The following is a 22,840-nucleotide window of genomic DNA, read 5'->3' on the forward strand; positions in this document are numbered from 1 at the left end:
GATCATTCCTTCCTATTTTCTAATAATAAGGCCTTTAATTCATCGACGGAAAGTGTATTCAGGAGTTTTTCGCCTGGCTGGATGATGTCGTCGATCAATGCTTGTTTTTTCTTCTGTAAGTCGAAGATCCTCTCTTCTATTGTACCCTTTGCGACCATTCTTATAACCTGTACGACATTTTTTTGTCCAATACGGTGAGCACGGCTGGCTGCTTGTTCTTCCACTGCCGGATTCCACCATAAGTCATATAAAATCACGGTATCCGCACCCGTCAGGTTAAGTCCTGTTCCACCAGCCTTCAAGGAAATCAAGAAAATATCTTTTCCGCCCTCATTGAACGCATTGACTAAATTCACGCGTTCTTTAGAAGGTGTTTGGCCGTCCATATAAAAATATTCCATGCCAATTTTGTTCAGCTCAGACTGGATAATACCGAGCATACTTGTAAATTGGGAAAAGATCAGCATCCGCTTACCATTTTCTCTTGCTGTTTGGATCGTATCCAGCAGTTGGAGTAATTTCCCGGAACCGCCTTGATAGCCGTCGACAAATAAAGTTGGATCGCAACATATCTGGCGAAGGCGCGTCAATCCGGCTAGCAGTTTCATCCGGTTCGTTTCATCATCCTGGGCAAGTTCTGTTTGGATTCGCTCTAAGTATGCCAGATAGACGACTTTTTGTTCTTCGGTCAATTCAGAGTATAAATTCGTTTCGATCTTATCGGGTAGCTCTTTAAGCACATCTTGTTTGATTCGTCTTAACAAGAACGGACGGATCATACGGGCGATCTGATCGTTTTCCAACAGCTTGAATTTTCGTAGTGAGGGGAAAAATCCCGGCATTAGGGTTTGAAAAATCGTCCATAACTCATCTAGATTATTCTCCAGTGGCGTCCCGCTGAGTGCAAAAGTTTGATAGCGATGAAGCGCCCGAACAGCTTGTGATGTCTTTGTATGATAATTTTTCACTGCTTGCGATTCATCTAGGATAACAGAAGAAAAAGTATGCTCTTGGAAAGAGGTGATATCCTGCCGCAGCGAAGGATAAGAAATCAAATAAACCGCATTTGATTCTAGATTCGCGATGATCGTTTCCCGATTTTGCTTGTTGCCGTCAATGATCTGCACCTTTAAAGCTGGAGCGAATTTCTCAAATTCATTTTGCCAGTTGTATAAAAGCGATGCTGGGGTAACGATAAGGATCGGGTCAAGCGCCTCCGCTCCCTCGATCTCCGATGCTAAGAAAGTGATCGTCTGTAGGGTTTTTCCAAGTCCCATGTCATCAGCTAAAATCCCGCCCAATTGATATTTTGCCAATGATTTCATCCATTCAAAACCAACGATTTGATAATCTCGCAGTTCTGCTTGGATATTAGTTGGCAATGTGAAAATCTCCTCTTGAAATGCTGTGATGTCTTCAATCAAATGTCTGAAACTGCGTGTGAACTTTCGATTTTCATTGGGAGTACTGGCAATCGTGTCATAGATCTGTAGTCCGCGATAAAGCGGGACGTGAACTTCCGTAGTCAAATCTTTTTTACGGATATCGATCAATGTCAAGATTCGTTCCATCTGTTTGAAGCGCTCTTCTTCCAGCGAAATAAAATGACCGTTTTCCAAGCGATAATATTTTTTGTGTTCGCGGATCGCATTTAAGATATCCGGGACTTCTGCTGGATCGATCCCTTTGAAATCAAAAGCGATCGATAAATAATTGAGTTCTGTCGAAACATCGAGTGTCGTTGTCGGCAGTACATCTTTTTCTACCAGTGTTTCTAATTCTTCGTCCAAATAAACATCCGCAAGCGCTGATAAAGCCGGGACTGTACGTGCATAGAACTGGTAATAAGATGCTTCTTTATCATCCACGACTAGCTGATTAGAAGAGATATGCAGCGGCGCATTCTCGATGATCTGCATAAAATGCGTCTCTTTTTCCACATCGCGAATGATGATCGCGGCTTGATTTTCCAACTGCTCTTCAATTTGGAAGGGATGAAAACTTTGCTCGCCATAGTGATAAGCAATGTCAACAATGTGCTGTCTCTCCACTTTCTGAACATGCACTTCGATTTCCAGCGGTCTTTTCACCAAACGATCCTGAATCGCTGTGTCGATCTCTAGTTCGCCGCTCTTTTGCAAACTCGGAAGCACGTAAGAGATCACTTCGCTAAGCTGCTGTTCGCTGAATTGTACGATTTCATTCTTCGTAATATGTTGAAAAGAAATAAACGGTTGCAGCGCCTGCCAATCCTCAGTAGATAGCGCGTAGAAAGTTCCATCCAAAAAAAGCAGACGGTAGCTTTCTAAAAAGATCGACTGCTGAACATCTTCCATTTCCAAAATGTAGTGAGCTTCGCTATCTTTATTTAATTTAAAGGTAAAATCTGGTTTCGTCGTTTCAAGTACGATACGGTTATATTTGAATAAGGCTTCTTTATCACGCATCACTGTCAAAGAAGCATCTTGCACGTCCAACAGTTGCAACAACTCGGTCGCGAATGTCGGCGGGATGATCAACTGTTTTTCTTCCTCATAACTCTTACTCCAATAGATCGTATCGGTATCATACATTTCAGCTACTTTACTGATTTGGAATAAATGCTGGAGGATCTGCTGGTCTTTTTCGGAAAAGTAATATTCGTTAGGATCATAAGTGAAATTTTTATTAAAGCTGACTAATTGCTGTTTATCAACGGCTGTAACAAAATTACTGATATTTTTCACCACATAATCACGCTCTGTCCCAACTTTGATCTCAAGTGACAGACTGGTACCATCCTCTTCGATTTTCAGCCGGAGAAAATAACCGACATGGAGCTTTTTCTTTTGTGATGCCCCGCTGTCATAATGTGCGGATAGATTTTCTTGAAATAAAGATAAAAGTGTCGCGGCTTCTTGCTGTAAAATACGGTTTTTAAAATTGATTTTATTTTTCTGCTGATTTTCTTCTTCTATCTGCAGAGAAACGGCATAAACATGTTCGCAATACTGCTTTTCAGAAAATGTCTGGCAGCTGCAGTGATAATTCCCGTTATTATCGTCTTTGACCGTTTCGTGATCTGTAAACATCGTTTTATAGATGGAAGAATCTTCAGGCACGCGAAATGCAGTCATCGCATTTTCTTTGAACAGCGCCCGTCCCTTTTGCTTGATACTATATGGGATCATTTGTTTTTCAAGTGAAATATACACTGAAATTCCTCCTCTATTTCTCTCTTACTCTAATATATCATTATACAACAACTCGCAGGCAGTTGCTATTATAAGGCAAAAAAACGCTCCGTATCACGGAAAATGCTTTTTTAGGCAGTAAAAACCGCAATTAGCATCATCCATTTTACGAAGCATTTCTTATCAAAGCATATGAATAAATTCCGTCGTGCTACCGTGATTAGTGGCAGTGACTTCTAACCGAACTGGAATACGTTCTTTCAGTTCCGGCACATGGGAAATAATTCCGACTAGGCGCCCGCTCTCTTGTGTTTCTAGTAGGCACTCTACAGCCATTTCGAGTGATTCAGGGTCTAATGTGCCAAATCCTTCATCAATAAACATCGTTTCCAAGGAGATTCCCCCAGCCATCTCTTGAACGACTTCTGCTAGCGAAAGTGCCAGCGCAAGAGAGGTTTTAAAGCTTTCGCCTCCCGAAAGCGTTCGTACATGGCGCATATAACCTGTATATGCGTCATAAACTTCTAATTCGAGTCCACTTTGTGCGTTCCCCTTAGAACGGTCCAGTTTGCGGCTGAGCTGAAATCTGCCACCTGTCATTTTTGCAAGACGCAGATTAGCGCGTTCGATGATCGTGTCGAGGAATGCCCCCAGCACATAACGTTCAAAAGTGAGTTTACGTTCATTTTTCCCTCGTGCCGTATCTGCTAAGAATCCGAGTTCAGCATATTTCTGCTCTTGTTTGGCAACATGGTGCATTTCTTTTTCAAAACGTTGGAAGTTCTCTCGCTTGAAAGTCAGGCGATCACGAAGTTTAACGGTCTGCTCTTCCAAACGTTCCCGTTGCTGTTGTTTCTCTTGCCAGACTTCTTCTAAGTGATCTAGATCCGGATAAGCTGTATTTGCGAGCTTAGTCGATAGATCCTGATACCTTGATTTGGCGATTTCAAAGTCATTTTGGAAAGCTTGGATCTGCTTTTCGAGTTTGTCCATTTCCTCATCGGTAAGTGACGCTTGCTTATAAGCGTCATACGAAGCAAATTCTTGTTCTTTTAGCAATTGCTTGAAACTTGCACGTTCTTCGTCCAATTCTTGCTGCGTGCGTGCCATATCCTGCTTCACGTTGCCTTTCGCAGCATCTTTACGGCTAACTTCTTCTATTATGCTGTGAAGTTCTTCTTGCAGTTGTTTTGTTTGTTTATCATGGCTAGTGATCTGTTCTTGTAGCTGCTGCTTTTCTTGTTGAAACTTTTGTAGATTTTGGTATTCTGCTGGTATTTCCTGTTCTAAGAAAGTTCGTTCGGCGGCTATTTGTTCGCTTTGCTGTTTGAGCGTTTCATAGCTTTGCTGCTGTTTCGTAATGGTCTGTTCTAGTTCTTGCTGGGCAGCGATCGCTTTCTCTATTTCCAAGTGAAGTGTTTGCTTGGTCTGTAGCATCCTCTCAGCTTCGGCGGCTTGAGAAGCAAGCTTTTGCAAGGCTTCAGTAAGGCTGGCGATGTTGGCGTTTATTTCTTCTGCATTTGGAAGGTCTTCCCGTGTCAATTGGCTCATTTGCCAGGTTATTTGTTGATTTTCCGCCTTTAATTGTTCTTTTTTACTCTGCAAATGCTGTAAATCTTCTTGTGTTTGTGCCAGTAATTCCAGATCCACTTCATTGCTGAAAACGGCTAGCTCTGGATGCGTAGTGGAACCACATACTGGGCAGGCTTCTCCTTCGTGCAGATGACCGGCTAAGACGGCGGCTTGCTGATTTTTTTGCTGGGATTCTAGTGCTTCCACCTGTTCTTCCAGCGGTGCTAATTGCTGTTCATAGGCAGCTAGTTGCCCCAGCGTTGCGGCTTGCTTTTCTCTGTAAACGGTTAACTCCGCAAGTTGCTGTTTTTTTTGACGCCAAATTTCTAATTCACGTTCCTGTTGTGCACTTTCATTTGCCCGCTTTAATTGGTTTATTTCCACATCGACAAGCTGTTCTTTTTGCCGATCAAATCCCGCTTTTTGCTGCTCCAGGTCTTTGATTTGCTGCGCATTCTGTTCTAAAGCTGCTGCTAACTTTGCCAACTGCTCGTTTTCTGCCTTGGTTTTTAAAGCTTCCCATTTTATGATTTTTGGTTCTAGATTTTCCAAATAATAGAACGTTTTGCGTCTTTCTTCGATCCAATCTGCTTTAGCTTCGATAGCGTCGCTTTCTTTCCGGATCGTCTGCAAACGTGTGGTCGCTTCGGCTAGTTCGCGTTCGATCTCAGCTAGTTCACGTTCCCGTTTTGTAAGCCTTGCTTTGAGCTGTATGCAGTTTGCATCTTGAGATTGGAGGCGCAGTGCTTGTTTGGCACGCTGTAGGGTGTGGATTTGAGACTCGACTGCTTCTTGTTTAGCCTCAAATTGCGCTAATTCTGCTTGATATCGTTCTAAGTATTGAAAATCCGTTTGGATATTTTTTGCGAGTGTCCATTTTTCTGCAGCTTCATCTGCTTCTTTCCGCACTTTTTTCAACTGCAGTTCGCTCTCGATCTGTTCTTCTTCTTTTTGGCTGATCTCTGTTTGAAACTGCTGGCTGATTTCCTCAGTCGTCATCCCGCTGAGCATGGCCTTTTCATCCAATCCATTTTCTGCAAGCAATATTACCGCTTGACGTTTTTGCTGGATCTCATCTGCCAATTTTTTCTCTTTTTCCCATAACTTATCTTCCATTTGCTTATAAATATAGGTGTGTGCTAGCCGCTGTAAGATTGCTTCTTTTTCTTTGCTGTCTGATGTCAGCAGTTCGCGAAATTCGCCTTGCGGGATCATCAAGATCTGGCGGAACTGATCGACTGTCAGCTGCATGAGTTCACTGATCTTGCTATCGACATCACGAATCGCACTGGCGAGCAGTTTTTCTTCGCCATCCATGATTTCATATAAGACCGCTTTTTGGTTGACGGTACGTGTACCCTCACCGCGTTTTTTTGTGATCTCCTGTTGGGGTGTTCGTTCGATTCGGAAGATCCGTGTTCCTAATTTAAAAAGAAGACTCACCTCTGTCAGTTCGTCCGCACTTGCATAATGGCTTCGCATGGAGATTCCATCCCGATCACTGGTGTTGTTTTTACCAAAGATCGCAAAACTGATCGCATCGAAAATGGTCGATTTACCTGCTCCCGTTTTTCCGGAAATGATAAAAATCTGTTCGTGCTGTAGTTCCGTAAAATCAATTGTTTCTTTACCCGCATATGCGCCAAAAGCCTGCATCGTTAATTTTAAAGGTTTCAATTTCCATCCGCTCCTCTGACTTCGGCAATAACTTCCTCTAAGACCTCGTTTTGATCAGCCGATAATGTTTCTCCCGTTGTATAATGGAAGAACTGCTGGAATAAATCACGTTCGTCCTTTTGGATCACTTCTTTAAAAGCTTCTTTTTTCGCCTTTTCAAGTCTTGGCTTCACACGTTCCAAGTGCAAGATATTCGGATAAAAGGCGCGTAATTTTCCAATTGGATCGATCAACGCACCAGCGTCTAGCAAACGAATTTGTAAATAATCTTCCGGGGAACCATCTATATGAGTCGTGAGTGCTTTCAATGTCCCTGTCAATATCCGCATATCGTGGACAGGTGTTAATTCGCGTTCGTTCACAGAGATCAGCCCTTCCGCATTCCATTCGACGATTCGGACGCTTTTATGATCTTCGGCCTCGGAGAAGGAATATTTGAGCGGCGAACCGCTGTAATGGATGGTCGGATGTTTGATTGCATGTGGGTGGTGCAAGTGACCAAGCGCGGTATACGTAAACGCTTCAAAGACTTGGGTCGCGACACGGTCGACATTCCCGATCGCCAGTTGACGTTCGGAATCACTTGGAACTCCGCCGGCAACAAAAGCATGCCCAATCAATACCTGTGCTTTTGTCGGGTCCCAGTTTCTCTTGATTTCCGCAACGACACGCTGCATGGCATCTTCATGACTGCGAATCGCATCATCTTGAAAAATCTCTCTTGCTTGAGCCGGTTCATGATAAGGAACAAGCCAAAATTGCGTATCATCTAGCTCGATCGGCTGCATCTTATTTGTCAATTTCCCCTTTAAAAACAGCTTGTTATTTTCATACCATGTCGAGCCGAAAGCAAGCCGCTCTTGACTGTCATGATTGCCACTGATCGCTAAAATTGGAAAGCGATGTTCTACATTCCAAGTCTGCAGCACTTCATCTAATAACTCTACTGCGTCTGTAGGCGGGATCGAACGATCATAAAGGTCACCTGCAACGATGATAGCATCTACTTTTTCTTCGAGCGCGATGGTCGTGATTTGTTTCAATACCTCACGTTGCTCCGCAAGCATCGACACGCCGGCAACGATTTTCCCTAAATGCAGATCGGCTGTATGTAAAACTTTCATGTTCATCCTCTTTTCTATTCCAAACTAGAAGTTTTTAATGCAAATTCCGTGTTTTTTCAGTATACTTAATAGTAACAAAGATTAGTCAATTTTGGGAGTGAAGATTTTGTTTTATAAATTTGCCAAAGGCGTTGTTGCCGTCATTTTATTTCTTATCGGCGGCCATTTTCGTATACAAAACAAAGAGAAAATCATTGAAGGTCCTTTTGTTGTCGTCTCTCCGCATTCGACTTGGATCGAGATCCTCTATCTGGGCCGTGCGCTCACACCGCAGCAGATTTATTTTATGGCGAAGCAAGAACTCTTTAAGAACAAAGTGTTCAGCTGGGTCCTCCTCCATTTAGGAGCTTTTCCAGTCAACCGCGAAAAGCCGGGACCAAGTGCTATCAAAGCGCCAATCAAGCTGCTTCGCTCAGGGAAAGTGGTAGGTATCTTTCCAAGCGGCACACGCAATACCAGTAATATCCAGTTAAAAAGAGGTGCTGTGACGATTGCCTATAAAGCAGGCGTTCCAATGCTACCAGCAGTATATGAGGGTCCAAAAACAGTGAAAGAGTTGCTAAAACGCAAAAAAATCACCATTCGTTTTGGTGATGCGATCGATTTTGAATCTACAGAACAAGAACAAAAAGAAATATTAGAAGAAAAGTCACAAGCATTGATGGAAACATTTACGAAATTACGAGCAGAAATAAAAGAAACGGATATCAAAAAATGATATCCGTTTTTCTTATTAATGTACGTCTGTTAAAATATCGGATTTGCTAAGACCAGCTTTTTCAAGAACGCTACCGATCTTAGAAGAAGCTTCAGCTAATTTCTTATCTGCTGCAGCAGTATCGCGCTTAGGCGTTTGCAATGCTTTTGCTTCATCGGCATAGCCTTCCGCTAATTGATCTACCCCTGCTTGCAGGTCTTTTTGATATTTACCAAGCTTCGCGGGAACTTTTTCTTTTTTCAGTTCATCGCTTGCTTGTTGTGCAGATTCGCTAGCTGGTTTAGCTGCTTTTTTAAGATCTGCTTCCGAAGGTTTTGGATCTAGCCCAGTCATATTTTGATAAGCGCTTAGATCATGTACTTTGTCGCTGACTTTATCAGAAAGGTTCATGTAGTAGTCTAACACGGTTGTCTTAGAAACACTTTTCGATTTGTCCTTGTTTGAATCATTGCCGGAACCACACGCTACTAAAGCTACTGCTAATAGTAGAGTAAAGGCTGCTACGAGCCATTTTTTCATTGCTAAATTCCTCCTTGGTTTGCGGTGTCTTGGGAGTCTGCCTATTTTACTGGCCGCGTCAGTAGGGAACTCTCGCCATTACACGTGCTGATTTTTCATATGTTACTCGCGATGTAACTTATTATATTATAAACATTTCACTAAATGATTACAACATTATTTCGTCAGTTCTCCAGTTGTTAAAAGTCGGCGCTCTGCTGCTTTAAATTGGTAATACATGGCAATTCGCCATGGAACAATCATCGCAAATGCCATGATCCAAAACATCCCTGGTAATTCACTGACATCTACACTGCCACTGATCCAGTATTTGATAAAGATTCGGATCAAAAGTAGTGCCATCAAAATAATGGGAAATGCTTTGGTTCTCTTGATATAGATAAAATTATCTTTCGCTGTAAACTTTGTCGTTGCGATCAAAATAACTGAGAAAATCAATCCTAGAACCACCGCTTCGATAATATCAAGCGTCGTCACCCAAAAATACGGGATCACAAACATCAATGCGCCAGTTGACATCATAATTGGCGGAATCAGGATACCTTTTACATTTGTCGGGCGTTTCGATGCTTTCATCCGAATAAAGATGATTCCTGTCCCGAAAATAAATGTTATGATGATTGATACAAGTAATGACACAATCATTCCTCCCTATGCAATTCAATTCCGCCATTTATTATATACGTTTTTCAAGAAAAACACAAAATTGAGCTATTCGATATCCATTCCGCTTTTTTGCAGCTGATACATCGAATAATACACACCTTTTTCGCCAATGAGACTCTCATGTGTCCCGCTTTCGATGATGCTTCCTTTTGCAAGCACAAGAATCAGGTCTGCGTCTTTGATCGTCGATAATCGATGCGCGATCGCGATCGTTGTACGCCCTTCCCGCATTTTTTGAAGTCCTGTCTGAATCAGCGTTTCTGTTTCTGTATCGATGTTGGCAGTCGCTTCATCTAACACCAAGATCTGCGGATTGGTCACCACCGTCCTAGCAAAGGAGATCAGTTGTCTTTGTCCACTTGAAAACGAAGCACCCCGTTCAATCACTTTATGATCATATTTCCCATCTAACGTTTGGATAAATTTATCCGCCTGAACAAATTCTGCTGCTGATTCGACTTCTTCATCAGAGATATTTTTATTGTAAAGCCGGATGTTGTCCTTAACATTTCCGTAAAACATAAAACTGTCCTGCAAGACTAATCCCATTTTCTTGCGCAGTTCTGCGATCGGATAGGAGCGAATCGACTTGCCATCAATCAAAATCTCGCCACGCTCAAACTCATAAAAGCGCATCATTAGATTGATGATCGAACTTTTCCCACTACCAGTATGCCCGACTAAGGCAACAGTCTGCCCAGGTTCCGCGGTAAAACTGATATGCTTGAGGACATCATTTCGTCCGTCATAGGCGAAAGAAACATCTTGGAACTCGATTTTAGCGGCACTGATACGGTTTTCTGAAGTTTCCAGCTGTTTCGGCGCCGCTTCTTTTTCATCCATGATCCGAAAAACCCGTGCTGCCGAGGTAATTGCTTCTTGATAGATCGCCAGCCGCTCCATAACTGCATAGATTGCTTCTAAAAAGCGGTCAAAGTAAGATATGAAGGCATAGATCATCCCGATCGCTACAGTGCCTGTAAGCGCGTTAACACCGAAGAAGCTTAATATCACTACGACTGCGAAAGCATAGAGCAGGTCGATCGCAGGCCCAAGTAAGAGCGCATTGAACTTGATGTTTTTTAAACTTACATTATAGTAATCCGCATTTATCTCCTCAAACTCACTTGTCAGCCGTTTTTCTTGATTAAACTGCTGAATGATCGACATCCCGGAGATCGACTCGCTGATATTGGCATTTAGCTGACTCAGCTTCTCCCGACGTGCCCGGTAAAATTTGGAACTGTACTTCCGATAAACAAAGATGATCAACAAAATCAATGGGAAGACGATCAGACTATAAAGTGCTAATGTCACATCCAGCGCAAACATTGCCGCATAGATACCGATCAGCATGAAGAAGCTTTGGATCGCAGTAGATAGAACATCGATAAACATATCTTTGACCGCTTCCGTATCATTCGTCACCCGCGAAACAATACTTCCGGCCGGCGTTTTATCGAAATAACGCATTCCCAGCGACTGTAATTTCGAAAAAATATCGACCCGCATCTGTTTGATGATCTTAAAAGCAATTTTTTGAAAAAGGAATAATTGAAAATATCGAATGATCGATTGTCCCAAAATAATACCAAAATAGCCAAAACTAAAAATCAAAATAATTTTTGTTGAAATATCCAATTTTGTTAAATGATCATCCAAAAACGTCTTGATCACAAGCGGCGCAAAAACATCTGCCACTGTCGCTAATAAAACCAGTACCATGGTAACGATCAATAGTGGAATATGATATTTCGTGTAGCTAAGCATTCGTTTGATGACATATCGATGCTCTTTTCCTGACATCGTCGTCAGTTCCAGCTCTTCTACCGTTTTCTCCATTTTATTCGCCCCCTTTCTCTAAAGATTGTTCAAGCTGCTGATTACGGAACATTTCGGCATACCAGCCGTCTTCCGTCATAAGTTCCGAATGCGTCCCGCGCTCGATGATCCGGCCACCATCAATAACAATAATGACATTGGCATGTTCGACTGAACTAAGTCTGTGAGCCGCGATTATCGTGGTTTTATCAGTACGCGTCGTTTTAAGATTATGCAGGATCTGCTCTTCGGTTTTTGCATCGACCGCAGAGAGCGCATCGTCCAAAATCAATAGTTCTGGATCTAAAATCAAAGCTCTAGCAATCGCCAAGCGTTGTTTTTGTCCACCGGAAAGTGAAACCCCGCGCTCCCCGACCACAGTTTGATAACCTTGCTCAAATCCGACTATATCTTCATGGACGGCCACTAGATCAGCAACCTGCTCTACTTCTTCATGTGACGCCTCTGGTTTCCCGAAACGAATATTCCCTTCAATCGTTGTCGAAAACAAAAACTGATCTTGCGGAACATAGCCGATCGAACTTCGAAGTGCTTTCAACGAATATTGTTTGATCGATCTCCCGCCAATTTTGATTTCCCCTTCGTAGTCATCAAATTCCCGCATCAATAGCTTCAATAATGTCGTCTTCCCAGCGCCTGTTTTCCCAACGACCCCAAGCGTCCCGCCAGCTGGAAGTATAAAGTCGATCGTTTTCAAAACAGCTTCTTTTTCATCAGGATATGTGAACCGTTCCAGATTCATTTGAATCGCTCCAGAAGGCTTGGTTGTGATTGCCCCTTCTTCTTCAATAATATCCTCTTTTTCATTCAACAAATGCATGACCCTGTCGTAAGAAGCGCTTCCGCGTTGGATGACATTATACAAAAAGCCAAACGCCAACATCGGCCAAATCAATAAGAATAAATAGTTCGTAAACGCGATGACCTGTCCAATCGTCAAAGAACCATCCACTACAAACTTAGAACCAAAAATGATAGATAATACAAAGGAGATACCAACGATCACAGAAATCATCGGTTCGAATAAGGCATCGACTTTTGCAACCGAAACATTATTTTTCACGACCACTTCCGCTTGATTGCTAAAGTCCTGAACATCCTCTTTTTCTTGACCAAATGTGCGTGTTACTTTAATTCCGGAAATACTTTCCTGCGTTTTATCATTTAATCTTGAAAAAGATTCCTGCGCCTTGTGAAAGCGCGCGTGCATCCGTCTTCCCAGCATCGAACTCCCAAGCGCCATAAACGGCATCGGGAGAAGCGCGATCAGCGTCAGTCGCCAATCGATCGTGATCGCCATCGTAATAATGACTGTACTGCCGGTCAATACAGAATCCGCTAACTGAAGCACACCTGCTCCCGCCACTTGTTGGATCGCATTGATATCATTCGTCGCATGCGCCATTAAATCCCCCGTACGATAACGTTGAAAGAAAAACGGCGACATTTTTGTAAAATGCTCGAACAGTCGCAGTCGCAATGTCCGCTGCAAACGATTATCAGAACCAAAGATCATGTTCCGCCATACGTACCTTCCCAGATAAGTGAAAATACCAGTAACAACTAAGATCAGCATCCAATTAAATAATTTTTTGGAAGTGATCACCTGCTGAGTAATCGCATCAATCGTTATCCCGATGATTTGCGGAGGAATCAATTGGAGTAGAGAAATCATGAATAAAATGCTCACGCCTAATAAATAATGTTTCCACCTTTCCTTAAAAAACCAACTCAGCTCCTTAAAAATTTTCAAGCCCGTTCCCTCCTTTTTTGGACAAATAAAAAATAATGGACATTAACCTAAGTCCATTATTATCAAATATCATTTATCCAATTTTTATATACTATGCAATAAGAAGACACTTTTTTCCCTAAGAAAGCATCCCATAGGCATGGAAAGAAAATGGACAGAATAATAGCTGATAATAATGTTTTGCTGAATTTTTTCCTCGTAGTAAATTCATTTTCCATACCTCCTTCTTATTTTTCGCAACGATATTATTCTATCGTATCTAAAACAAAATTACAATAAGAAAAATTAAATTTTTCAAAAAATTTCAAAACAAAGAAAAAGAACTTGAGTTTCCCTCAAGTTCTAATCCTGTTTTTGCCCACAAAAAAACCTACTTGCATAGGAACGCAAGTAGGTTTCTGTAAAATCAATCGTTGGAATGATTGTTTTGGACTTGTGCAGCATGGGACGCAGTGTTGTCAACATCAGCTTTTAGTTTTTCATATTTAGCAGTGATGTCGCTTAGATTTTTATCTTTGTCCGCTAATTGTGCTGTCAATGTATTTTTTTGGCTTGTCAAATCAGAAACTTGTTGATTTAGTGTACCTAATTTTTGGTTAGCCGCATCTAATTCGGATTGTTTGGCGTTTAACTGTGTTTGAATTTGAGCCACTTGTTGTTGACCTTCAGCGATTTTTTGTTGAATTTGCACATCTTTTTGTTGTAATTCTACATTTTTTTGTTGCATATCACGATCATATTGTTGTGATTTCACATCATATAGTTGTTGATATTGTGTGTAGTTTGCTTGTGCAGTGTTGTAGTTCGCTTTTAACGTTTGGATTTGTGTTTGCAGGTCACTTACTTGTGTGTTTAAATCATTTACTTGTTTTACTTTACTAGTAAGTTTTCCGTCTAAGGAATCTAATACTGCATTAATTTGTTGAATCTTGTCTTCCTTGCCATGTAAGATTGTGTTGGCAGCATCTGCGACGTATGTTCCCCCAACGAACATTACTACTGTCAGTGCTAAAGTAATAAAAACTCGGATCAAAACTTTTTTCATTTTATTGTTGCCCCCTCGGTATTTTTCCACTGGTATTCCTTCCAGCCTTTTCTAAGTATACGGATTTACGGAAACTTTACAAGACCTCCGTTACATCTTGCACACTTTGTAACTTTGCATGGCAAAAGCACTTCTAAACCCTTTGATACCAACAGTTTAAACGTTTTTATTTTTTATAGATTTTGTAAAGCCTTTGTAAATCGAATATTCAAGCAGATGAATAGTAAGTCTTGATATTAAATTCTGATTATTCCAGCTATTAATTCAATGAAGTGAGTTGCAAGGTTTTTCCCGCTCTTGGTTGCCCTTACATTCTCAATTTTCTGACTTTATAGACTACTAACCGTTTTCTTTTTAATACCCCACTCTACTGCTAGGTTTAGCCAAATGTAATTTTATGCAACTTTCATGCATATAGAAAAAAGTTTTTAAAAAGGAGTCATGTGTTACAAAAAGATATATTTGTAACTGTGTTTTCGCATAATAAGGGGGTTCATTTTGATTCAACACGTAAAACTTTTATTTCAAAATGTCAAAAAAGAGAATGATCAATTGTTTCATAAGCGCTATATTTGAATAAATTAGCCGTTATTTACTCATTGTTATTTTTTAAAGAGTACTAGGTTTTCATGAGCATAATTATTTTCTAAATGTGACGATATTATGGCGTACTTATGGATCAGTTCTTTCTTAATATCTTATACAAATTCCTTATAATGAATTAAATTCCATTGATTTATGCTTAGAAAGCTTCTTCTATTTCAAGTTAAGATCGTTTCTTATCAGCGGTTTATAAATTTGTCTAATTATCATTAAAATTAGTAGGAAGTTTCCGATAATAACAAAAACCCCTTTCCATGACTTTTGTACGTGTCATTAGAAAGAGGATTTCTATAGATAATTAAATAATATGTGATAAATGCGTCGGTATTATTTAGTTTCTTTTCCACTAGTATCTAGTCTAAAATAGCTACTTATAATAATACCTCAAATGTTTGGAAACGATCAAAACAGCTTTTTACTTCGATTTTTTCTTCGTTGATGCTTGGGCTGATTGTTTGTTCATTGCGCTCATCATTTGGTTGATTTTCTTTTGAGATGGCTTTTGACCCATTTGCGCCATCATTACTTGCAACATTTGTTCATTGATAGGTGGGTTCTTTTTCAAATAGCTCATCATGTATTGTCTTGCGATAAAAAATCCGCCGACTGCTCCTAGAAGCAAGCAAATGATACCCACGAGAATGTATATCCACATAAACTTTTTCTCCTCCTTGACCTATTACCTCTTTTATTTTACTTGATTGTTTTGTTATAAACAATAAAAATATTCTTGTTTATTCATTCAATAAAAGAAGACTCCCATTGTCAAACAACCATTTCATTATATCATCTTCATAACGCTTTCGCAATGTGATTATTACCCTAGCAAAAAAAGCAGAAGACATGTGTCTTCTGCTTTTCAAAGCTTTTCTATTAAAGAGAACGAACGGCATTGACAACATTGTCAACAGTAAAGCCGTAGTTTTCAATGATTGTATTACCTGGAGCAGAAGCACCAAATTTGTCGATCCCGATAATTTTTCCGTCTAGTCCAACGAAACGTTCCCAACCGAATGTTGTACCCATTTCTACTGCAACACGTTTTCTTACGTCGTTTGGCAGAACGGATTCTTTATATTCCGCTGATTGTTTGCTGAATAAGTCGAAAGATGGAACACTGACAACTGATGCATCGATTCCTTGGTTCGCAAGTTCTTTTTGTGCTTCCACTACTAAGTTGACTTCAGAGCCGCTTGCAAGCAAGATGACTTCTGGTTTGTCATTTTTAGCTGGTGAAATCACGTAAGCCCCTTTGGCAACGCCTTCTTCTGCTAATTCTGCAGATTTTGGCAATGTCGGTAAGCCTTGACGTGTCAAGACGAGTGCATGAGGTTGGTTTTTAGAACTGATCGCGATCTTCCATGCTGCGACTACTTCGTTTCCGTCAGCTGGACGAAGAACGGATAAGCCAGGCATTGCACGAAGCGATGCAAGTTGTTCAACTGGTTCATGAGTTGGACCATCTTCACCAACAGCAATACTATCATGTGTCAGCACGTATGTGACAGGTAGTTTTTGGATAGAAGCTAAACGGATCGCTGCGCGTTGATAGTCGGAGAATACGAAGAATGTTCCTCCAAATACACGCAAGCCACCATGAAGTGCCATACCATTCAATGCTGCTGCCATCGCAAATTCACGAACACCGAACCAGATATTACGTTCTGCTGGATTTTCTTTTGTGAATTCACCGTCAGAGCTGATGGTTGTATTATTGGAGCCTGCTAAGTCAGCAGAACCACCAAAGAATGTTGTGATTTTATCTGCTAACGCATTGATTACTTCCCCGCTAGATGCTCGACTAGCTAATGCTTTGTCATCGCCGTATGTTGGCAGATCCGCATCCCAGTTTTCTGGAAGTTCACCTTTTAAGCTTGCTTCAAATGTTTCGGCAAGTTCGGGATAATCTTTTTTGTAAGCACCGAATAATTCATTCCATGCTGTTTCTGCTTCTTCGCCACGCGTTGCGATCGTCTCTTTAAAGCGTGTATATACTTCACTTGGTACGTAGAAATCTTCTTCGTAATCCCAGCCATATGCTTTTTTCGCTGCTTTTACGCCTTCAGCGCCTAGTGGAGCACCGTGGACTTTGCTTGTTCCAGCATTTGGAGCACCAAAACCGATTGTTGTTTTCACTTCGATAATGGTTGGTTGGGATGTATTTTGTTTAGCTTTTTCGATTGTTGCAAGAATCTCTGCTGTGTCATTGCCATCTTTTACTAGCAAGTGTTCCCAGCCGTATGCTTCAAAGCGTCCTTTAATATCTTCTGAGAATGATTTATCCAAATCACCATCTAATGAGATATTATTGGAATCGTATAATAATACTAATTTGCCAAGACGTTGGTGACCAGCAAGAGAAACAGCTTCTGCCGCAACTCCTTCCATTAAATCACCATCACCACATAGCGCGTATGTATAGTGATCCACGACTGGATAATTTTCTTTATTGTATAATGCTGCTAAGTGACGTTCTGCCATTGCCATACCGACAGCCATGCCGATACCTTGTCCTAATGGACCGGTAGTTGCGTCTACGCCGTCTGTATAATCATATTCTGGATGTCCGGGAGTTTTACTTTCCCATTGGCGGAAATTTTTCAGATCTTCAATTTGAAGTTTGAAACCGCTTAAATGAAGCAGGCTGTATAATAACATGGAACCATGCCCAGCAGACAACACAAAACGATCACGGTTGAACCAATGCGAATTAGCCGGATTTGTGTTCAATACTTTTGACCACAATGTGTAGGCCATTGGAGCTGCCCCCATTGGCAATCCAGGGTGTCCTGAATTCGCTTTTTGTACCGCATCGATAGATAACGTTCTGATTGTGTTGATCGCTAATTGATCTGTTTTATCAAACAAGTTTAACATCCTCTCTTCTTTTGATTTTACAACTTCCTATACACTATAATAATCTTTCTAAGCCGATTGTACAACTATCTTATCTCTATGTTGCTTATTTCTTTTTCTTCTTGAGAGCCTTTACTTTTGCTGGGGTGACATCGTTTCCTTTCGGATCGATGACAGTTGTATTTTCAATCGTACCTCGCATGTGCGTACGGAAATTTTTTAGATATTCTTCACGTAAGATCGCTTGCTCTTTCTTTTCTTGAAGCGTCAGCGTACCTGCTTTTTTCTTTCTTGCTAGTAAATTAAGCCGTTCAATTTTCGATTTTTCTAACATCACGTAACATCCTTTTTTTATAAAATGAAAAAGAAAGCAGTCTAAGACCACTTCCTTCATTATAACATAAATCATCACATTCTTTTAATTATTGGTCTGCTAGTTGTATTTCGCCATTCTTTTCTAACCGATTATCCTGCTTCACAGGAATGACGATCGCCTCGCCCGCTTTTACCTCGCCGTCTTGTAACTCGTTCTCATTCTCGACCCAACTGATAAACTGTGCTTTGTTCATGGAACTTTCATCGGCATATTTATCCGCAAGTGCCCATAAAGAATCCCCTTCTTTAATAGAGACTTTATTGTAATCTTTTGTATTCTCCCCTGCATACATAAAGAGTAATATCATACCAAATACCGTACAGATCGCTATGAAAATAATCGACATATAAAATTTATTCCAAAATGTTTTCAAAGTCATGAAAATCCCTCCACAAGAATATATGTTCGCTTTTTTTATTATTATAGAACGACTGTTCCCTTTTGTCAACAGAAAAAATCGAACCTTTGTTTGCATATCGAACAGACATTTGCTATACTATGTTATAAGAAGAATACATATTAATGATGAGGTGAAAACATGAAACTATCCAAACGCCAACAGGATATATATGATTTTATAAAAGCACAAGTTAAAGCAAAAGGCTATCCGCCATCCGTTCGGGAAATCGGTGAAGCTGTTGGACTTGCCTCCAGTTCTACTGTCCATGGTCACTTAGAACGATTAGAAACCAAAGGCCTTATCCGCCGCGATCCTACGAAGCCAAGAGCGATCGAGATCCTTTCATTGGAAGATGAGATCGATATCCCAAGTACAGTCGCTGTTCCTATCATCGGGAAAGTTACAGCTGGTACTCCAATAACAGCGATCGAAAATGTCGAAGAGTACTTTCCGCTTCCTGAACACTTGACGAGTGGCGAAAGCAATGTTTTCATGTTGGAGATCGATGGTGAGAGTATGATGAAAGCGGGGATCTTAGACGGAGACCGCGTTATCGTTAGACAACAAAGCAATGCTAACAACGGCGAGATCGTTGTAGCGATGACAGAAGATAATGAAGCGACTTGCAAACGATTCTATAAAGAACAAGATCATTTCCGCCTACAACCCGAAAATGATGCTTTTGAACCGATCATTCTGCAACAAGTATCTATTTTAGGCAAAGTCATCGGGCTTTATCGAGATATCGTGTGACCGTATATTTTGAAACAAGACGACTGATCGCCAGAGATTATCAGCCGGAGGATTTGCCTGCGTTTACAGCAATGAATCAAGATGATGCTGTGATGCGCTACTTCCCGCACAAGTTGAACGCGGCAGAATCGAAAGTATTTATGGAAAAGCTCCAATTATTGCTGACGGCAAATAATTACGGGCTTTTTGCTTTGGAAGAAAAGCGATCGAGAGCATTTATTGGCTTTACTGGCTTTCATCTTGCTGATTTTGAAAGCAGCTTTACACCTGCTACCGAGATTGGTTGGCGACTTTGCGAGGAAAAGTGGCATCAAGGTTATGCAACAGAAGCAGCGAGAGGAGCGCTTGATTATGCAGCAGCGAAAACCGCTCTCCAAGAGGTCATCAGTTTCACTGCAAAAGCAAATCTCCCTTCTCAAAAAGTCATGCAGAGGATCGGGATGACTTTTGCAGGAGCGTTTATACATCCGCGGGTAGCTCACGATTCTCCTCTTGCTGATCATGTTTTATATCATCTAAATATCAAATAAAAAAACGCCCCAGAGTGACTGGAGCGTTTTTTTTATTAATAGATTTCTAAGTATTGATCTCTTTCCCACGGATGAACTGCAGTACGGAACATGTCGCATTCGATTACTTTTGCTTCGATAAAGTGTTCGTAAATATGTTCTCCTAGTGCTTCTTTAATGATCTCATCTTTCGAAAGCTCTTTCAGCGCGTGGCCTAAGCTTTCTGGAAGATCATAGATCCCGTGTTTGTGGCGTTCTTCTTCGTTCATACCATAGATATTGCGATCCACTGGTGCTGGCGGCTCTAATTCGTTCTTGATCCCGTCCAAGCCAGCTTGCAATAATGCAGCCATTGCTAAGTAAGGATTGGCAGATGGATCAACGCTTCGTAATTCTAGGCGTGTGCTTAACCCTCTTGAACTTGGTACACGGATCAATGGACTGCGGTTTTTACCGGACCAAGCAATATAACATGGCGCTTCGTAACCTGGTACCAAACGTTTATATGAGTTAATTGTTGGATTTGTGATTGCTGTGTAGTTAGGCGCGTGTTTGATCATTCCTGCTAGGAAGTGATACGCATCTTTGCTCAATTGCAATTCACCGGATTCATCGAAAAATGCGTTGCCTTCTTTATTAAAGAGCGACATATTGAAGTGCATTCCGGAACCATTTACACCGAACAATGGTTTTGGCATAAATGTCGCGTGTAGACCATGCTTACGAGCAATTGTTTTTACAACTAATTTGAATGTTTGGATATTGTCACATGCCGTTATAGCATCTTCGTATTTAAAATCGATCTCATGTTGTCCTGGTGCTACTTCATGATGACTCGCTTCGATCTCAAAGCCCATTTCTTCTAATTCAAGTACGATGTCGCGTCGACAGTTTTCCCCTAAATCAGTCGGTGCTAAGTCGAAATAACCGCCGCTATCGTTCAGCTCTAATGTTGGTTTGCGGTTTTCGTCTAGTTTGAAAAGGAAGAACTCCGGTTCAGGTCCTAAGTTGAAATCTGTAAAGCCAAGTGATTCCATTTCTGTAAGTACACGTTTCAGGTTGGCGCGAGGATCACCATCAAATGGAGTCATATCCGGGTTGTAAATATCGCAGATCATCCGCGCAACTTTTCCTTTTTCGGCTGTCCATGGGAACACTACCCATGTATCCAAGTCAGGGAATAAGTACATATCCGATTCTTCAATTCTTACAAAACCTTCGATGGAGGAACCATCAAACATGATTTTGTTATCCAGCGCTTTTTCTAATTGGCTGATCGGAATCTCTACGTTTTTGATGATACCTAGGATATCCGTGAATTGTAAGCGAATGAATTTTACGTTCTGTTCCTCTGCGAAGCGGAAAATATCTTCTTTCGTATATTGTGCCATTTTCTAAATCCTCCCAAAATTCAAATTATATTAACTTTAAAAAAGTAAATATCGATTAAAAATGCGGTAGCTGTCGCTTGCCTGAATCATCTTGTTTGATAAAACGTCCTGCTTGCTGCATTTCTCGGCGCAATATCTTGCGCACGTCTTCGTCAGTCAATGGTGATTTATCATCGGTGTGTTGCATTTGATACATTTTCTTGATTCCTGCAATATTCAGGCCATCGTTCAAGTAATCTTTGATCTCAAGTAAAGTGTCAATGTCTTGTAAGGAGTAGAGGCGATGGTTTCCTTGATTTCTTGCAGGGTGAATCAAATCTTGATCTTCATAATAACGTATTTGCCTTGCAGTTAAATCCGTTAATTTCATTACTGGACCAATTGGAAAAAGCGGCATCGATCTCCGAATTTCTTTTTCACTCATCCTATTCCCTCCAACCACTTTTATATGTCATCTTTATATGCATTATAAATAACGTTAGTTCTTTTGTCAAATTTACGTAAGATAATCTAACATAAACGAAATCCATTGATAGACAACAGGTTAGCGGATATAAGAAAAAAGTTTATCTAAAAAGATAAACTTTTTTTATAAAATCGATGTGACGGCGCGTGTTACTGCGACTTTTACATGTTCATATGTCAAACCGCCTTGAATGTAGAGCTGATAAGGTGCTCTTATTGGTCCATCCGCAGTCAGTTCTAGACTTGCACCTTGAATAAATGTGCCTGCTGCCATGATGACATCGTCCTGGTAGCCAGGCATGTAAGCGGGTTCAGGTCTGACATAAGCATTGACGGGGGAGGCCTGCTGGATAGCTTCTGCAAAACGGATCATTTTTGTTTTGTCATGGAAGGAAACACTTTGGATCAGATCGGTGCGTGGTGCATCCCAGCTTGGTTCGACATCAACACCGTAACCTGCAAGCATTCCAGCAGTGAAACGTGCGCCTTTTACCGCTTGAGCTGTCACATGAGGGGCAAGAAAGAAACCTTGATACATCTCTAATAAACTGTACAGACTTGCTCCTGCTTCTTTTCCGATTCCGGGGGTAGTGAGTCGATAGCTACAAAGCTCGATCAAATCTTTTTTCCCAGCTATATAACCACCGATTTTAGCGAGACCGCCACCGGGATTCTTGATCAGCGAACCGGCAATCAGATCTGCGCCAACATCTGTCGGTTCCTGCAGTTCCACAAATTCACCATAGCAGTTATCTACAAATATGATCAGCTCTGGATTGATCGTCCGCAACATTTGGATCATTTCTGCTATTTTTGCAATTGAAAAAGAGCGGCGATCTGCATATCCTTTTGAGCGCTGGATACCGATCATTTTTGTTTTCGTTGTGATCGCAGCTTTTACCGCATCGACATCCACTTCTTTTTCTTCTGTAAGTGGTATCGCTTGGAACCCGATCTGGAATTCTTTCAGCGATCCTTTGCCACTTCCTTTTATCCCAACGATTTCTTCTAGCGTATCGTAGGGCGAACCTGTGATATAGATCAATTCATCGCCCGGACGTAACACGCCGAACAATGCAGTAGAGATCGCATGTGTCCCTGAGATGATCTGCGAGCGCACCAAAGCATCTTCCGTGTGAAAAACATCTGCATAGACACGTTCTAGCGTATCTCTGCCTTCATCGTCATAGCCATACCCTGTCGACGGATTGAAGTGCTGATCACTGACATGATTTTTTTGAAAACTATCCAGTACTTTAGCTTGGTTGATCTCCGCGATCTTATCCGTTTCTTTTTGCAGCGGTTCGATTTGTTTTTCAACATTGCTTTTCAGCGTTTGAATATCCATTCGTCGTTCCTCTCTCTATGTATTTCTAAATAAAACAGTATCTCCTCTAT

18 protein-coding genes are annotated in these 22,840 nt (G+C 41.1%); 3 read left to right on the plus strand and 15 right to left on the minus strand.

Annotated elements, in window-relative coordinates; all coding sequences use genetic code 11:
* Positions 1-2: 2 nt before the first annotated feature.
* The 3 genes from EL241_RS08020 to EL241_RS08030 all read right to left on the minus strand — a co-directional run bounded on the left by EL241_RS08020 (position 3) and on the right by EL241_RS08030 (position 7,546).
* Positions 3-3,200: a DEAD/DEAH box helicase gene (locus EL241_RS08020; RefSeq protein WP_170166177.1), complete on the minus strand. Its 3,198-nt coding sequence runs from the start codon at positions 3,198-3,200 to the stop codon at positions 3-5.
* 156 nt (positions 3,201-3,356) lie between these two features.
* The gene (locus tag EL241_RS08025; RefSeq protein WP_126320493.1) at positions 3,357-6,422 is read right to left on the minus strand and encodes an AAA family ATPase; all 3,066 of its coding nucleotides are present in this window, start codon (positions 6,420-6,422) and stop codon (positions 3,357-3,359) included.
* Positions 6,419-7,546, minus strand: a complete 1,128-nt coding sequence (locus EL241_RS08030; RefSeq protein ID WP_036106559.1) for an exonuclease SbcCD subunit D — start codon at positions 7,544-7,546, stop codon at positions 6,419-6,421. The genes EL241_RS08025 and EL241_RS08030 overlap by 4 nt, the downstream gene beginning before the upstream one ends.
* Positions 7,547-7,652: 106 nt before the next feature.
* On the opposite strand from EL241_RS08030, the gene EL241_RS08035 reads away from it, so the two are divergent.
* A complete protein-coding gene (locus tag EL241_RS08035; protein ID WP_036106557.1) occupies positions 7,653-8,264 on the plus strand; it encodes a lysophospholipid acyltransferase family protein in 612 nt (203 codons plus the stop codon).
* 15 nt (positions 8,265-8,279) lie between these two features.
* Here EL241_RS08035 and EL241_RS08040 read toward each other — a convergent pair whose 3' ends face one another.
* From EL241_RS08040 to yneA, 9 genes are all read right to left on the minus strand, one after another.
* Entirely contained in the window at positions 8,280-8,783 is a 504-nt protein-coding gene (locus EL241_RS08040; protein ID WP_003755416.1) for a hypothetical protein, read from the minus strand.
* A 156-nt stretch (positions 8,784-8,939) separates the two neighbouring features.
* Positions 8,940-9,422: a CcdC family protein gene (locus EL241_RS08045; RefSeq protein ID WP_036106554.1), complete on the minus strand. Its 483-nt coding sequence runs from the start codon at positions 9,420-9,422 to the stop codon at positions 8,940-8,942.
* A gap of 72 nt (positions 9,423-9,494) precedes the next feature.
* Complete coding sequence (locus EL241_RS08050) at positions 9,495-11,291, minus strand: ABC transporter ATP-binding protein (RefSeq protein ID WP_036106553.1); 1,797 nt, start codon at positions 11,289-11,291, stop codon at positions 9,495-9,497.
* Between the two features lies 1 nt (position 11,292).
* Complete coding sequence (locus EL241_RS08055; protein ID WP_126320495.1) at positions 11,293-13,044, minus strand: ABC transporter ATP-binding protein; 1,752 nt, start codon at positions 13,042-13,044, stop codon at positions 11,293-11,295.
* Between the two features lie 406 nt (positions 13,045-13,450).
* Positions 13,451-14,089, minus strand: coding sequence for a hypothetical protein (locus EL241_RS08060; protein ID WP_003755408.1), 639 nt, complete (start codon positions 14,087-14,089; stop codon positions 13,451-13,453).
* Positions 14,090-15,107: 1,018 nt separating this feature from the next.
* On the minus strand, positions 15,108-15,347 hold the full coding sequence (locus EL241_RS08065; RefSeq protein WP_003755388.1) for a YneF family protein: 240 nt from the start codon (positions 15,345-15,347) through the stop codon (positions 15,108-15,110).
* Positions 15,348-15,565: 218 nt separating this feature from the next.
* A complete protein-coding gene (tkt, locus tag EL241_RS08070) occupies positions 15,566-17,560 on the minus strand; it encodes a transketolase (protein WP_003755386.1) in 1,995 nt (664 codons plus the stop codon).
* Positions 17,561-17,654: 94 nt separating this feature from the next.
* Positions 17,655-17,882: a DUF896 domain-containing protein gene (locus EL241_RS08075; RefSeq protein ID WP_036106551.1), complete on the minus strand. Its 228-nt coding sequence runs from the start codon at positions 17,880-17,882 to the stop codon at positions 17,655-17,657.
* An 88-nt stretch (positions 17,883-17,970) separates the two neighbouring features.
* Positions 17,971-18,303, minus strand: coding sequence for a cell division suppressor protein YneA (gene yneA / locus EL241_RS08080; protein WP_003755382.1), 333 nt, complete (start codon positions 18,301-18,303; stop codon positions 17,971-17,973).
* Positions 18,304-18,462: 159 nt separating this feature from the next.
* Between yneA and lexA the strand changes: the two genes are divergently transcribed.
* Entirely contained in the window at positions 18,463-19,077 is a 615-nt protein-coding gene (lexA, locus tag EL241_RS08085) for a transcriptional repressor LexA (RefSeq protein WP_003755380.1), read from the plus strand.
* Entirely contained in the window at positions 19,074-19,607 is a 534-nt protein-coding gene (locus EL241_RS08090) for a GNAT family N-acetyltransferase (RefSeq protein ID WP_036106546.1), read from the plus strand. Before lexA ends, EL241_RS08090 begins: the two co-directional genes overlap by 4 nt.
* Before the next feature lie 35 nt (positions 19,608-19,642).
* Here EL241_RS08090 and glnA read toward each other — a convergent pair whose 3' ends face one another.
* The 3 genes from glnA to EL241_RS08105 form a co-directional block, all read right to left on the minus strand.
* Positions 19,643-20,977 carry a type I glutamate--ammonia ligase gene (glnA, locus tag EL241_RS08095; protein WP_036106543.1) on the minus strand — a complete coding sequence of 445 codons (1,335 nt, stop codon included), beginning with the start codon at positions 20,975-20,977 and terminating at the stop codon, positions 19,643-19,645.
* Between the two features lie 55 nt (positions 20,978-21,032).
* Positions 21,033-21,401, minus strand: coding sequence for a MerR family transcriptional regulator (locus EL241_RS08100; RefSeq protein ID WP_003755372.1), 369 nt, complete (start codon positions 21,399-21,401; stop codon positions 21,033-21,035).
* A gap of 165 nt (positions 21,402-21,566) precedes the next feature.
* The gene (locus EL241_RS08105; RefSeq protein ID WP_036106538.1) at positions 21,567-22,790 is read right to left on the minus strand and encodes a methionine gamma-lyase family protein; all 1,224 of its coding nucleotides are present in this window, start codon (positions 22,788-22,790) and stop codon (positions 21,567-21,569) included.
* Positions 22,791-22,840: the final 50 nt, after the last annotated feature.

Origin of the sequence: Listeria grayi, assembly GCF_900638015.1 — a bacterium.
Classification (GTDB): domain Bacteria; phylum Bacillota; class Bacilli; order Lactobacillales; family Listeriaceae; genus Listeria; species Listeria grayi.